The organism is Lonepinella sp. MS14434 (genome assembly GCF_042468235.1).
In the GTDB taxonomy this organism is placed as follows: domain Bacteria; phylum Pseudomonadota; class Gammaproteobacteria; order Enterobacterales; family Pasteurellaceae; genus Lonepinella.
This window is the reverse complement of the sequence record NZ_CP170386.1, coordinates 2,104,430-2,117,914: the sequence shown is the minus strand read 5'-3', so window position 1 is coordinate 2,117,914 and position 13,485 is coordinate 2,104,430. Positions and strand designations below refer to the sequence as shown.

Genomic DNA, 13,485 nt, shown 5'->3' with positions numbered 1-13,485 from the left:
TGGGTAAAGCTTTATAGTAACTGGCTTTATCCCACTATTTTGAAAATGAACAACGCCAAAATATTTCCGTTTAGAAATATGGTATTCAAAATAAGGCTTAAAAGACAAAATTAACAAGAAATCCAGAATTTATCTCAACTCTCTCGGGCAATAACCAAATTCATGTTTAAAACAACTCGAAAAGTAACTACTATCGCTAAATCCACTCTCTAGGGCAATCTCAATAATCGCTTTCTCACTGTATTTTAATTGGTAATAGGCATAGGATAGTCTCAGCTTATTCACATATTGTTGTGGCGTGATACCTAATTTTTCCTTTACCATACGTTGCAACGATCTTAACGGTAGTTGGAAATCTTGACTTAACTGTTGCCAATTAATCTCTTGTTTAAAATTAAAACTTAAATAACGCAAGAGTTGATATAAATTTTCATCTCTCCCACCACCCGAATCTCTATTTACACAGTATTGATTTAGCTGTAATAAATTCAGAATTTGTAAAAAACAGCTTTCTTGTTGTAAAGAATTTAACGGGACTTGCTGTAATAATTCTATTTGTTGATTGATGTGACTCAACGCTTGATGCTTCACCATTTTATATTGGGACTGACTAGGGGCAAGGTCTTGTAAGACGACATCAACATTATGAATGAATTTAAAATCATTTTCAGGTTTTAATAAAATATTGGTTAAATAAAGATTATCTACATTTTCATATAGATGATGATCATCAGCGTTAATATACAACACCATGCCTTGATGTAATTCGTGTGGGTAGCCATTTAAAATATGTCGCCCGCTACCTTTCGTTATCAATACAAGTTCATTAAAATCATGAGTATGTTCAGGATAATTTTCTTGCGGCAAGCGTGGCTCAACCGCTAAGAGTTGTTGACTTGACTGGAAGAAATCTTTATAGCGTAATCTGGTGAACATTTTTTACCCTCTCTTGATGGCTAGTATAAAACTTTAACAAGTTGGTGATAATTTCTTTTCTCACTATTTTTTCAATTTGTGACACTGATCACATTGACTATTAATTTTCCGCCAAAATATTTTCTTTTCCTGTCGTTTAACTTAAAGAATCATCAAACAAAACGGCTTACACTCCCTTTCATTTACTATTCTAAAGGGGGTTCTATGACGAATTTAAATATTGCGGCTGTGGATCTTGGGGCATCCAGTGGACGTGTGATGTTGGCAACTTATACCACAGATAGTCAACAGATTACACTCAATGAAATCCATCGTTTCAAAAATCAATTCATTCATCAAAATGGTCACGATTGTTGGGATTTAGATTATCTTGAAAAAGAAATCCTAACTGGACTTGATAAAATTCTTAATAGCGGAAAAGTATTACATAGTATCGGTATTGACACTTGGGGTGTGGACTACGTATTGCTAGATAAAAACGGTGATGTTATTGCTCCAACCTATGCTTATCGTGATCACCGCACTGATTTGGTAATGCCGAAAGTGCAACAAGAACTAGGCAAAGAAACCATTTACCGTAAAACAGGCATCCAATTTTTACCATTCAATACCCTTTATCAATTAAAAGCAACTGTGGATGAAAACCCTGATTGGCTTAATCAAGTCACCGATTTTTTGATGATCCCCGATTATTTAAACTACCGCTTGACTGGCGTGATGAATCGTGAATATACCAATGCCACCACCACGCAATTAGTTAATGTCAATACCGATAGCTGGGATCTGGAATTAATTGATTATCTTGGTTTAGCACCAAGTTGGTTTGGACAAATTCGTCATCCGGGATATCAAGTAGGACATTGGCAAAACCATATCCCTGTGATGTCCGTGGCAAGCCATGATACCGCAAGTGCGGTGATTTCTACGCCACTTTCTGATGAATATTCGGCTTATCTTTGTTCTGGCACTTGGTCATTAATGGGATTAGATCGCTTAACCCCTTGTACCAATGATACCGCAATGAATAACAATATTACCAACGAAGGTGGCGTTGATGGACATTATCGTATCTTAAAAAATATTATGGGCTTATGGTTGTTTAATCGCCTTTGTACCGAACGTGATGTACAAGATATTGCTACTCTTGTGCATGATGCCGAACAACTTCCTGCATTTGCGAACCTAATTAACCCGAATGCAGAGTGTTTCTTAAACCCACCGTCTATGGTACAAGCCATTCAACAGTATTGTGCAAGCCACAATCAAATTGTGCCAGAAACTACCGCACAATTAGCTCGTTGTATTTTTGACAGTCTTGCCATGTTATATCGCCAAGTGGCATTACAACTGGCTGACTTACAAGGTAAACCTATTAGTGCTTTGCATATTGTGGGTGGTGGTAGCCAAAATGCGTTATTAAATCAACTTTGTGCTGATTTATGCGATATTGATGTATGGGCTGGCCCTATTGAAGCATCTGTATTAGGCAATGTCGGTTGCCAATTAATGGCACTCGATCAAATTAAAAACCAAGCAGAATTTCGTCACATTGTGGCGAAAAACTTTCCATTAAAACGTTTCCAAAAACAACCGCACTTTTTGTCTGATTCTCTTATTGAGAAAAAATGGCAAGAATTTTGTGCATTAAATTAAGGAGTATTACTATGAGTAACGTACAACAAACCTATCAACTCGCTCAACAACAATTTGCCGATATTGGTGTTGACACTGAAACTGCACTTAATTTATTAGATCAATTGCCGATTTCTATGCACTGTTGGCAAGGTGATGATGTAGGCGGTTTCGAGCAAGGTGCTGGCAGTTTAACAGGTGGTATTCAAGCGACTGGGAATTATCCCGGCAAAGCTCGTACCGCAATGGAATTGCGTGCTGACTTGGATAAAGCCATGTCATTAATTCCGGGTAAAAAACGCTTGAATTTGCATGCGTCTTATTTGGAAGCTGAACAAAAAGTCGAACGTAATGAAATTAAACCAGAACATTTTGCCAACTGGGTAGATTGGGCGAAACAAAATCAACTTGGTTTAGATTTTAATCCAACCTATTTTTCTCACCCATTAAGTGAAGAATCCACACTCACCCATGCCAATAAAGAAATTCGAGATTTCTGGATTGAACACGGCAAAGCCTGTCGCAAGATTTCCGAATATTTCGGTAAAGAATTAGGCACTGCATCGGTGATGAATATTTGGATCCCTGACGGTAGCAAAGATTTAGTGGTGGACAAATTCGCCCCACGCCAACGCTTAGTGGAATCCTTAGATGAAATTATCAGCGAAAAAATCGATCCGAAATATCATCTTGATGCGGTAGAAAGTAAATTATTTGGCATTGGTGTGGAATCTTACACTGTGGGTTCAAATGAATTTTATGCTATTTACGCTGCCACTCGTGGTACGGCACTTTGCTTAGATGCAGGGCATTTCCACCCAACGGAATCCATTGCCGACAAAATCTCCGCCGTGATGCCATTTATTCAACATTTATTGCTCCACGTCAGCCGCCCTGTGCGTTGGGACAGCGATCATGTGGTGTTGTTAGATGATGAAACCCAAGCCATCGCCAATGAAATTATTCGCAACCAATTATTCGACCGTGTCCATATCGGCTTGGATTTCTTTGATGCGTCCATTAATCGTATCGCCGCTTGGGTAATCGGCACTCGCAATATGCAAAAAGCCTTGCTCAAAGCCTTGCTTGAACCCACCGCACAATTACGAGAGCTTGAAAATGCCCGAGATTTCACTACTCGTCTTGCCTTATTGGAAGAACAAAAATCATTACCATGGCAAGCGGTGTGGGATATGTACTGCGAACGTCATAACGTGCCTGTCGGAAGTCGTTGGTTAGATGATGTGCGTGAATATGAAAAAACCGTATTAAGTCAACGTTAAGGAGTAATACAAATGACAGCAATTTTAGATTCTTGGTTTGTTAAAGGCATGGTAAAAGCAACCCATGACCTTTGGTTAAAAGGTTGGGATGAACGGAACGGCGGTAATGTGAGTTTCCGTTTGTTAGATTTAGATGTAGAACCTTTTAAAAGCCAATTTGCTCCGAATCCACGTCATGAATTGATCACACAAGATGTTGCAGAAGTGGCAGGGCAATATTTTATCGTCACGGGATCAGGTAAATTTTTCCGTAACGTGATTTTAGATCCTGAAGATACCCTTGCTTTGATTCAAGTAGATGAACAAGGCAAAGGCTACTATGTTCTTTGGGGATTAAAAAATGGTGGCGTTGCTACCTCAGAATTGGCTTCCCATTTGCAATCCCATATTGTGCGGATCAAAAAATCCAATGGGCAAGATCGGGTGATTATGCACTGCCACCCTACTAATTTAATCGCACTAACCTATGTTTTACCGCTCGATGAAGTAACCTTCACTCGTGAACTTTGGGAAATGAGTACGGAATCTCTGGTGGTTTTCCCTGACGGTATAGGCGTATTACCTTGGATGGTGCCGGGGATTGACGAAATCGGTTATGCCACCGCAGAAAAAATGGCGAAACACTCCGTCGTGATTTGGCCATTCCACGGTATTTTTGCTACAGGACCAAGTCTAGATGAGGCTTTTGGGTTAATTGATGTGGTGGAAAAATCATCGGAAATTTCAGTAAAAGTAAAATCAATGGGCGGTAAAAAACAAACCATTACCACAGAAAATTTTTATGCCTTAGCAAAACGCTTTGGGGTAACGCCAATAGCAGGTGTGTTGTAAAACTGCGGTTCAAAAAATCCCGAAGGAATTTTCAACGTTGCTTGCAACGGGAGCGAAGCCCCGAATAATCCCAGCAGGGATTGTGAGTAAATATGGCTAATTTTTAACAAAAATCAATTATCAAGGAGTTCATTATGGGTAGCTCAATTTTATTAGGTATCTTCTGGCACTTTGTCGGTGCCACATCCGCTGCGTGCTTTTATGCACCAATGAAAAAAGTCACCAATTGGTCTTGGGAAACCATGTGGGCAGTGGCTGGGATTTTTTCCTGGATTTTACTGCCTTGGAGTATTTCTTACTGGTTATTGCCTGATTTCTGGTCTTATTACGGTTCATTTAGTAGCAGTGTCTTATTGCCAGTATTCCTGTTCGGTGCTATGTGGGGCATTGGTAATGTGGGCTATGGCTTAACCATGCGTTATCTTGGTATGTCAATGGGGATCGGTGTCGCAATTGGGATAACATTAATCATCGGTACATTAATGACCCCGATTTTACAAGGTCGCTTTGGCGAATTGTTAGCAAGTAGTGGCGGACAAATGACCTTGCTCGGCGTGGTTGTTGCCGTGATTGGTGTTGCCGTCGTGTCTTATGCAGGGTTACTTAAAGAAAAAGTATTAGGTGTCACCACAGAAGAATTTAACTTGAAAAAAGGTTTAGCCCTTGCTGTGATGTGCGGTATTTTTTCTGCGGGTATGTCTTTTGCGATGAGTGCCGCTACCCCAATGCATGAAGCAGCTGCTTCACTTGGCGTTGACCCACTTTATGTGGCATTACCAAGTTATGTGGTTATTATGGGTGGCGGTGCCATTATTAATTTAAGTTTTTGTATTATTCGCTTAAAAACACGCCCTGAACTTTCTTTTAAATCCGATATGAGCGTAGTAAAAAGTTTATTAATCACCAATATTTTGTTCTCAGCACTTGGTGGGATTATGTGGTATTTCCAATTCTTCTTCTACGCTTGGGGACACGCCAATATTCCAACCGAATACGGCTTTATGAGCTGGATGTTACACATGAGCTTCTATGTCCTTTGTGGTGGTATTGTCGGTTTAGCGTTAAAAGAATGGAACAATACAGGCACAAAACCGACTCGTGTACTTGTTATTGGTTGCTTGATTATTGTGCTTGCCGCTAATATCGTGGGTTTAGGTATGGCGAATTAAATCCCACTATTTTCTAAAATTTTCTAAAAATAAGGAGTTCATTATGTCTCATAGATTTATTTTAAACGAAACCTCTTACTTCGGTTCCGGATCTATTACCAACGTGGTAACAGAAGTACAAAAACGTGGTTTCAAAAAAGCATTAATAGTGACAGATAAGCCTTTAGTGCAGTTCAAAGTCGTGGAAAAAGTGACCGCACTTTTAGATCAAGCTAATTTGGTTTATGAAATCTTTGATGAAGTATTGCCCAACCCAACCATGACCGTTGTAGAACATGGTGTCGCAAAATTTAAAGCCAGCGGTGCGGACTACTTGATTTCTATCGGAGGTGGTTCTCCACAAGATACGGCAAAAGCCATAGGGATTATCATTAATAATCCAGAATTTGCCGATATCCGTAGCCTTGAAGGTGTCGCACCGACCAAAAATCCAGCGATACCAACCATTGCGATAGCCACCACCGCAGGTACTGCTGCAGAAGTAACGATTAACTATGTGATTACTGATGAAGAAAATAAACGCAAATTTGTTTGTGTCGATCCTCATTCAATTCCACAAGTAGCGATTATTGATAGCGATATGATGGCGAGCATGCCACCATCACTAAAAGCAGCGACTGGTGTGGATGCGTTAACCCACGCCATTGAAGGTTATATCACTTTGGGAGCGTGGGAACTTTCGGATATGTTCCATTTAAAAGCCATTGAAATTATTGCCCGTTCTTTGCGTGCTTCGGTTAACGGTGAGCAGCAAGGGGTTGAAGATATGGCATTAGGACAATATGTGGCTGGTATGGGATTTTCTAATGTTGGGCTGGGTTTAGTGCATGGTATGGCTCACCCATTAGGTGCGTTTTATAACACACCTCACGGCGTAGCCAATGCAGTATTATTACCACATATTATGCAATACAATGCTGAATTTACCGGCGATAAATATCGTGATATTGCAAAAGCAATGGGGGTAAAAAATACAGAGAATATGACAATTGAACAAGCAAGAGTGGCTGCCATTGAAGCCGTTAGACAATTGAGCAAAGATGTGCATATTCCAGCGACATTACATGAGCTAAATGTGAAAGAAGATGATATTCCAGCGTTGGCACAAGCTGCCTTGGATGATGTTTGTACAGGTGGCAATCCTCGTAAAGCAACATTAGCTGAAATCGAAAATTTATATCGTGCTATTTATTAGGAGGAAATCATGATCAGAAAAGGTTTTGTTATGCAAGTGAATCCAGACTGCCATGCTGAATATAAAAAACGCCACGATGAAATTTTTCCTGAATTAGTGGAAGAATTAAAATCACACGGTGCACACCATTATTCGATTTTTCTGGATAAACAACGTAATTTATTATTTGCGTATGTAGAAATTGAAGATGAAGATCGCTGGAACGCCGTTTCCCAAACTGTGGCTTGCCAGAAATGGTGGGCTTTTATGAAAGATATTATGCCATCTAATCCTGATAACAGCCCAATTTCTGAAGAATTGGCACAGGTGTTTTATTTGGAATAAATCTGATACGTTAAGGATCAGAACATCTGTAAAATGAGCTTATCCTCAATACTTAAACATCAAGGACTGACAACGACATTATCTCGAAATCAGTCCTTTTAAGTACATGTGGGGAAAATGTTTCTCTACATTTTTAAGCCGGTGTTGCCCCACTCGGTTTACGCCTTTTCCCAATATTTTTCGTATCTTTATGGCGAATTTTTACCTTTTTCTTCTGCTCGTCCTTTTTCTTTTCTTCCCGTTTAGCTTTAATCCGTGCCTTGGCTTTCTTGCTGACAGATTTTACTTCACCGTCTTTCGGGGCTTTGGTACGAGGTTCTAACCCTTCAATAATTCTAGGTTTCAGCAATTCTTCGGTGTAACGTTTGATTTTGCCTAATAGGCTATAATCATGAGCTTCTACGAAAGATACAGCGGTACCTTTTTTACCTGCTCGAGCCGTTCTTCCAATACGATGTAAATAAGTATCTGCACTATAAGGTAAATCAAAATTCATAATGTGGCTGACATCATCAATATCAATACCTCGTGCTGCTACGTCAGTTGCCACTAACACGGTAACAATGCCATTTTTTAGCTTATCAATGGCATTATTACGTTGGGTTTGAGCCATTTCACCCTCTAAATAGGTGCTACGAATATTCCGTTTACGCAAGGTTTCTGATAACTCACGCACATCTTCACGACGACGCACAAACACAATGCCACGGCTGACTTGCTCATTTTCAATAAAACGAGCAAGCAATTTGGTTTTATGTTCAACATTATCGGCATGATAATACCATTGATTAATTTTTTTGCGTTCACGGCGACTAGGTTCGGCATCAATTTGCAGTGGGTCTTGTAATAAGCGTTCGGCAAAATCGGTCAGCAATTCGCCCTCAAGCGTAGCGGAAAATAACATGGTTTGTTCACGCCAACGGGTTTCGGCGGCAATTTTCTCCGCATCTTGCCCAAAGCCCATTTGCAACATACGATCCGCTTCATCAAAAATCAAAATTTCTACTGAACGACAATCAAAATTTTCTTCTTTGATATACTGTAATAGCCGCCCAGGGGTTGCCACCACTAAATCTTGGTTTTTATTAAACACTTCACCATGATTTTGATATGCCACACCGCCTGTAATAGTCGCAATACTCAAATGGGTAAATTGAGCTAATTCTTCCGCTTGCTCTGCCACTTGCATGGCTAATTCTCGGGTTGGTGTGAGAACCAAAATCCGTGGTGGACCAGGTTGACGGCGTGGATTGTCTAATAAATGCTGAATAGCGGGCAGTAAAAATGCCACGGTTTTACCCGTACCTGTCGGGGCAGAACCTAATATATCACGCAATTCCATGGCAGCAGGTATGGTTTCCTGTTGAATGGTCGTGGGGCGAGTGTAACCTTTCTTCGCAATGGCTTTGAGCAACATTGGCGACAGGTCAAATTCTTCAAAAGTCGGTTGCGACATCATTATTCTCTATCTTCGTTAAAAATTGTGTTAAATTATACCGCACTTTAAAGCAATCGGGGGATTTATGTCAGGCTTTAGCTTTAAACAACTTCGTATTCAACACGACAAATGTGCCATGAAAGTGGGGACAGACGGTATTCTACTGGGTACGTGGGCGGATGTGTCTAATTCAAAACGAATTTGTGATCTTGGTACCGGAACAGGTTTAATTGCTCTGATGTTGGCACAACGCACGGATGAAAATACCCAAATTATTGGCGTGGAAATTGACCCAAATGCAGTTGAACAAGCAAAAGAGAATATAATATCATCCAAATGGAAAAATAAAATCCATGTCATTCAACAAGATATTGCCGATTTCTCACAATACTGCGGTGAAAAACAACAATGTTTTGATTTAATCGTGGCAAACCCACCTTATTTTCCAAAAGGGGTTAATTGTGCTACATCTGAACGCAATATTGCTCGCTATACCCAGCAGTACGATCATTTAACTTGGCTAAATTTGGCTAATCAATGTTTGAGTGAACAAGGCAAGATTCAATTTATTTTACCTGTCGAGCAAGCAGAAAATTTAATAAAAAGCACCGCACTTTATTGCAACCAGCGTTGTGAAATCATTACTAAGCAAGGCAAAGTTCCGCATAGAATGTTACTTTCTTTTGAACGAATAGAAAAAGAGAAAAAAGCGAGTCAACTCGTGATTTATGATCAAAATAATCAATATACTCATGAATTTGTTGAATTGACGAGAGACTTTTATTTGAAAATGTAAGGGGACGTTTATCGTCCCCTAAAATCATTATTGACCGTAGTAGGCATTCGCCCCATGTTTACGTAAATAATGTTTATCCAACAATTCTTGTTGCATAGAATTAATTTGTGGGCGGATTTGGTGACTGATAAAGTTCATATAAGCCACTTCTTCTAATACCACCGAATTATGCACTGCATCATGTCCGTCTTTGCCCCAAGTGAAAGGTCCATGAGAATGGACTAATACACCCGGTACCGCTTTTGGTTCAATACCACGTTTGCGGAACGTTTCCACGATCACTTTGCCCGTTTCTAATTCATATGAACCGGCAATTTCTGCTGGGGTCATGCGACGTGTGCAAGGTACAGAACCATAGAAATAGTCACCTTGGGTAGTACCTAACGCTAAAATATCTTCACCAGCTTGTGCCCAACCCACCGCATGGCGAGAATGGGTATGTACCACACCACCGATATCTTTGAATTCACGATACAGTTCTAAGTGTGTGTCTGTGTCAGAAGACGGTTTTTTGTCGCCATAAACACGATTGCCTTGTAAGTCCACGATCACAATATCTTCCACTGTCATGGCATCGTATTCTACCCCAGATGGCTTAATCGCCACTAAGCCGGAAGCGCGGTCTATTTCACTCACATTGCCCCAAGTGAAAGTAACCAAGCCATATTTAGGTAATTCTAAATTTGCTTTCAGTACACGCTCTCTTAGTGCTTGTAATTCAGGTGTTAAGGATGTTAATTTAGTCATAGTGTAAAGCCCCCTTCTTTCATTTTTTGTTCGATCCAACGGCGAGCATTAATAATCTCTGCTATCGGCTCATCTGATTTTTCAGTCCACATTTCAATTAAAAATGCACCACGATAATTTAATTCGTTTAAAATTCTAAAACAGTTGACGAAATCTACACAGCCGTCACCAAATGGCACATCACGGAATTGCCCTTTGCAGGTTTCAGTTACTTTGTAAGTATCTTTTAAATGGATTTTAGAAATCTTATCAATTCCTAACTGCAGTTCTTCTTCCACATTGTCATTCCAAGCGGTTAAGTTACCTAAGTCTGGATACACCGTAAACCATGGGTTTTTGATAATATCGTCCCATTTTTTCCAACGCGAAATGGAACTCATAAATTGGGTATCCATAATTTCCACCGCAATAGTCACTTCATTGCTCGCAGCTAATTCTACTGCCCATTTCAAGCCTTCTTCAAATAAGCGTAGGGTTTCTTCGTCTTGCTCTTCGTAATAAACATCATAACCCGCTAATTGAATGGTTCTCACTCCAATATCCACAGATAATTGAATAGCTTTTTCCATAATTTCATAAGCTTTTTGGCGAATTGCCGGATCTTTACTACCAAATGGAAAGCGGCGATGACCTGAAAGGCACATAGATGGAATCGTCACACCTGTGTTAATAATAGCTTTTACCAACTGGATTCGTTCTTTTTTGCTCCAATCCAAGCGAGCAAGACGTTCGTCTGTTTCATCAATAGAGATTTCCACAAAATCAAAACCTGTCGCTTTAGCAATGGAAAGTCTGTCTTGCCAGCTAATGTTTTTTGGTAAGGCTTTTTCGTAAATACCAAGTTTATGTTTTCGCATAACGTTTTCCTTCTATAAGCATGCCTAAGGCGGTTAAGCCAGAATAATTTTTAAACCTTTATCTCTCAATTTTTGAATAATCTCAGGATCCGCTTCTTGTCCTGTAATTAAGGTGTCAATGTCATTAATTCGGGTAAATAACATACCCGCTTTATTATCTAATTTAGAACTATCTAATAACACGACATATCGATCAGCTTTAGCTGCCATTTGTTTTTCTGAATTGGCAATAATCATATCCGTTTTAAATAAGCCTTCTTCAGTAAGTCCTCGTCCACTGGTAAACATAATATTAGCAGCATAGTAATGACTGTAATCAGAACTATTAAAAGAGAGGGTTATATCTTTTTCTGCATTATACTGCCCTCCCATAATACATAAATCACTATGCTTGTGCTTAATTAAATAATTTGCCAATGACATATAATTGGTTAAAATTTGTATATCTCGCCCACATAATTGCTGTCCTAGCATCATCATCGTTGTGCCACAAGTAATAAAAACACTTTGCCCTGCTTTACATATATCAGCAGCCGCTAGCACAATACGTTGTTTCTCATCATTATGCGTGGTATCAACTAATTCTGGATTTTGAACTATTGTATAATGCAAATGCTCTACCCCATTACGCACTTTCTTGAGAAGTCCCAATTCATTTAATTTATTAATATCTCGACGAACAGTAGCAGGAGAAACTTTTAGTTGTTCTATTATCGTTTGTGTAGAAAGTGCTTTTTGTTTATTGAGTAAAGCTAATAATTGTCTATGTCTATAATTTTCGTTCATTGTTCTTCCTGAAAAATAGGCTTTAATCAATAATAAATCCACTTTCTAACCGCACTTTAAACAATCCAACAAGGCGGTCAGAAAGTGTCTTTTATATATTAAAGCATTGATTTAAATTGAATATTTGGTTCTTGTTCAAAACAATCATCAAAACCACGAGGGTGATGATATTCAATTAAGTCTTTATCACGTGGATAAACATATTTGCCACCCACTTCCCAAATAAATGGGTGGAATTTGTATTGTAAACGATCTTTACGCATACGCCACAAATCAATGATTTCTTGCGTACTGGCCATAAAGTTGGTCCAAATATCGTGGTGAACAGGGATGATCACGTTGGTACGTAAACATTCCGCCATACGAAGTAAGTCGATAGATGTCATCTTATCGGCAATACCTACTGGGTTTTCACCGTAGTTGTTTAATGCCACATCAATATCAAATTGTTTACCATGTTTGGCAAATTGGATTGAATAGTGAGAATCGGCACCATGATAAATATTACCACCCGGTGTTTTAAACACATAGTTCACCGCTTTACGCCCCATTTCTTCATCCGATGGGCAAAGACCTGCTAATTCGCCGTCTTGATTTTCTGCACCTTCAACAGGTAAAGTGACTAAACAAGTACGGTCAAAAGAATCTAATGCGTGGATCTCAACGTCTTTTAATTTTACCACATCTCCCGGTTTAACAGTAATTAAACGATCTTCTGGCACACCCCATTTTTTCCATAATTCAGTACAATGCCAAGGTCCAACAAATTTAACATGATCTAATTTTGGATTGTTGATAATAGCTGCAGCTACATTTACGTCAATATGGTCACTGTGGTAGTGAGACGCTAAGATGTAGTCCACTTCGTTGATCGCAAATGGATCTAACACCATTGGTTGAGCACGTAAGTTTGGTTGTAATTTACGCACACCCGCCATATTCGCCATTTGGTGACCACGTACCATATCTTTTACTTTCTTAGTGCTTTTACCACGGCTACACCATAAATCCATACAGATATTGGCTCCTGCTGGTGTTTTAATCCAAACACCCACGCAACCTAACCACCACATAGCAAAATTGCCTTCTGGTACAACTTCCTGTTCAATTTCTTCATTTAACCATGTTCCCCATTCTGGAAATGTAGAAAGAATCCAACTTTCACGACTGATTTCTTGTATTTTACTCATTGCAAGCTCCTTAAAGCGTAATTAAATAATCAAAAACAATCATAACCAATCATACAAATTTGTAAAATAGTTTTTCTTTTTTTTGTGATCTAGCTCACCTTTTTTCTACTATTTTTTATAAATCTCGCCTAAAATGAAGATAAAACCCGCATAGAATTAACAAAATTTAAACAAATAAAACCAATTCTCACTTTTCCAGTCAAAAAGGTTAATAAATCACCAATACAATAAGTTTTTTCAAAAATTTTGTGATCTCGCTCACAAATAATCAAAAATAATCTTTTATAACTTGCATTTTAGG

At 39.1% G+C, this 13,485-nt stretch carries 13 protein-coding genes; 7 read left to right on the top strand and 6 right to left on the bottom strand.

What is annotated here, in order from left to right:
• Positions 1–129 precede the first annotated feature (129 nt).
• Entirely contained in the window at positions 130–936 is an 807-nt protein-coding gene (locus tag O1Q79_RS10230) for a helix-turn-helix domain-containing protein (protein ID WP_386692248.1), read from the bottom strand.
• A 204-nt stretch (positions 937–1,140) separates the two neighbouring features.
• On the opposite strand from O1Q79_RS10230, the gene rhaB reads away from it, so the two are divergent.
• From rhaB to rhaM, 6 genes are all read left to right on the top strand, one after another.
• On the top strand, positions 1,141–2,589 hold the full coding sequence (rhaB, locus tag O1Q79_RS10225; RefSeq protein WP_386692246.1) for a rhamnulokinase: 1,449 nt from the start codon (positions 1,141–1,143) through the stop codon (positions 2,587–2,589).
• 11 nt (positions 2,590–2,600) lie between these two features.
• Entirely contained in the window at positions 2,601–3,851 is a 1,251-nt protein-coding gene (locus tag O1Q79_RS10220; protein ID WP_386692244.1) for an L-rhamnose isomerase, read from the top strand.
• 12 nt (positions 3,852–3,863) lie between these two features.
• The gene (rhaD, locus tag O1Q79_RS10215) at positions 3,864–4,682 is read left to right on the top strand and encodes a rhamnulose-1-phosphate aldolase (RefSeq protein WP_386692242.1); all 819 of its coding nucleotides are present in this window, start codon (positions 3,864–3,866) and stop codon (positions 4,680–4,682) included.
• 134 nt (positions 4,683–4,816) lie between these two features.
• A complete protein-coding gene (gene rhaT, locus O1Q79_RS10210) occupies positions 4,817–5,851 on the top strand; it encodes an L-rhamnose/proton symporter RhaT (protein ID WP_386692240.1) in 1,035 nt (344 codons plus the stop codon).
• 43 nt (positions 5,852–5,894) lie between these two features.
• Positions 5,895–7,046 carry a lactaldehyde reductase gene (fucO, locus tag O1Q79_RS10205; RefSeq protein WP_386692237.1) on the top strand — a complete coding sequence of 384 codons (1,152 nt, stop codon included), beginning with the start codon at positions 5,895–5,897 and terminating at the stop codon, positions 7,044–7,046.
• A 9-nt stretch (positions 7,047–7,055) separates the two neighbouring features.
• On the top strand, positions 7,056–7,370 hold the full coding sequence (gene rhaM / locus O1Q79_RS10200; RefSeq protein WP_386692235.1) for an L-rhamnose mutarotase: 315 nt from the start codon (positions 7,056–7,058) through the stop codon (positions 7,368–7,370).
• 133 nt (positions 7,371–7,503) lie between these two features.
• Here rhaM and srmB read toward each other — a convergent pair whose 3' ends face one another.
• Positions 7,504–8,826: an ATP-dependent RNA helicase SrmB gene (srmB, locus tag O1Q79_RS10195; protein WP_386693393.1), complete on the bottom strand. Its 1,323-nt coding sequence runs from the start codon at positions 8,824–8,826 to the stop codon at positions 7,504–7,506.
• Between the two features lie 67 nt (positions 8,827–8,893).
• Here srmB and O1Q79_RS10190 point away from each other — a divergent pair, with 67 nt between their 5' ends.
• The gene (locus tag O1Q79_RS10190) at positions 8,894–9,604 is read left to right on the top strand and encodes a tRNA1(Val) (adenine(37)-N6)-methyltransferase (protein ID WP_386692233.1); all 711 of its coding nucleotides are present in this window, start codon (positions 8,894–8,896) and stop codon (positions 9,602–9,604) included.
• Between the two features lie 27 nt (positions 9,605–9,631).
• Here O1Q79_RS10190 and O1Q79_RS10185 read toward each other — a convergent pair whose 3' ends face one another.
• The 4 genes from O1Q79_RS10185 to ulaG all read right to left on the bottom strand — a co-directional run bounded on the left by O1Q79_RS10185 (position 9,632) and on the right by ulaG (position 13,184).
• Positions 9,632–10,351 carry an L-ribulose-5-phosphate 4-epimerase gene (locus O1Q79_RS10185; protein ID WP_386692231.1) on the bottom strand — a complete coding sequence of 240 codons (720 nt, stop codon included), beginning with the start codon at positions 10,349–10,351 and terminating at the stop codon, positions 9,632–9,634.
• A complete protein-coding gene (locus O1Q79_RS10180) occupies positions 10,348–11,208 on the bottom strand; it encodes an L-ribulose-5-phosphate 3-epimerase (RefSeq protein WP_386692229.1) in 861 nt (286 codons plus the stop codon). The genes O1Q79_RS10185 and O1Q79_RS10180 overlap by 4 nt, the downstream gene beginning before the upstream one ends.
• Positions 11,209–11,241: 33 nt before the next feature.
• On the bottom strand, positions 11,242–11,994 hold the full coding sequence (gene ulaR, locus O1Q79_RS10175) for an HTH-type transcriptional regulator UlaR (RefSeq protein WP_386692227.1): 753 nt from the start codon (positions 11,992–11,994) through the stop codon (positions 11,242–11,244).
• A gap of 98 nt (positions 11,995–12,092) precedes the next feature.
• On the bottom strand, positions 12,093–13,184 hold the full coding sequence (ulaG, locus tag O1Q79_RS10170; RefSeq protein ID WP_386692225.1) for an L-ascorbate 6-phosphate lactonase: 1,092 nt from the start codon (positions 13,182–13,184) through the stop codon (positions 12,093–12,095).
• Positions 13,185–13,485 lie beyond the last annotated feature (301 nt).

Coding starts and splice junctions, on each gene's coding strand:
- O1Q79_RS10230 (WP_386692248.1), bottom strand. CDS start 936: ATGTTCACCAGATTACGCTATAAAGATTTCTTCCAGTCAAGTCAACAA.
- rhaB (WP_386692246.1), top strand. CDS start 1,141: ATGACGAATTTAAATATTGCGGCTGTGGATCTTGGGGCATCCAGTGGA.
- O1Q79_RS10220 (WP_386692244.1), top strand. CDS start 2,601: ATGAGTAACGTACAACAAACCTATCAACTCGCTCAACAACAATTTGCC.
- rhaD (WP_386692242.1), top strand. CDS start 3,864: ATGACAGCAATTTTAGATTCTTGGTTTGTTAAAGGCATGGTAAAAGCA.
- rhaT (WP_386692240.1), top strand. CDS start 4,817: ATGGGTAGCTCAATTTTATTAGGTATCTTCTGGCACTTTGTCGGTGCC.
- fucO (WP_386692237.1), top strand. CDS start 5,895: ATGTCTCATAGATTTATTTTAAACGAAACCTCTTACTTCGGTTCCGGA.
- rhaM (WP_386692235.1), top strand. CDS start 7,056: ATGATCAGAAAAGGTTTTGTTATGCAAGTGAATCCAGACTGCCATGCT.
- srmB (WP_386693393.1), bottom strand. CDS start 8,826: ATGTCGCAACCGACTTTTGAAGAATTTGACCTGTCGCCAATGTTGCTC.
- O1Q79_RS10190 (WP_386692233.1), top strand. CDS start 8,894: ATGTCAGGCTTTAGCTTTAAACAACTTCGTATTCAACACGACAAATGT.
- O1Q79_RS10185 (WP_386692231.1), bottom strand. CDS start 10,351: ATGACTAAATTAACATCCTTAACACCTGAATTACAAGCACTAAGAGAG.
- O1Q79_RS10180 (WP_386692229.1), bottom strand. CDS start 11,208: ATGCGAAAACATAAACTTGGTATTTACGAAAAAGCCTTACCAAAAAAC.
- ulaR (WP_386692227.1), bottom strand. CDS start 11,994: ATGAACGAAAATTATAGACATAGACAATTATTAGCTTTACTCAATAAA.
- ulaG (WP_386692225.1), bottom strand. CDS start 13,184: ATGAGTAAAATACAAGAAATCAGTCGTGAAAGTTGGATTCTTTCTACA.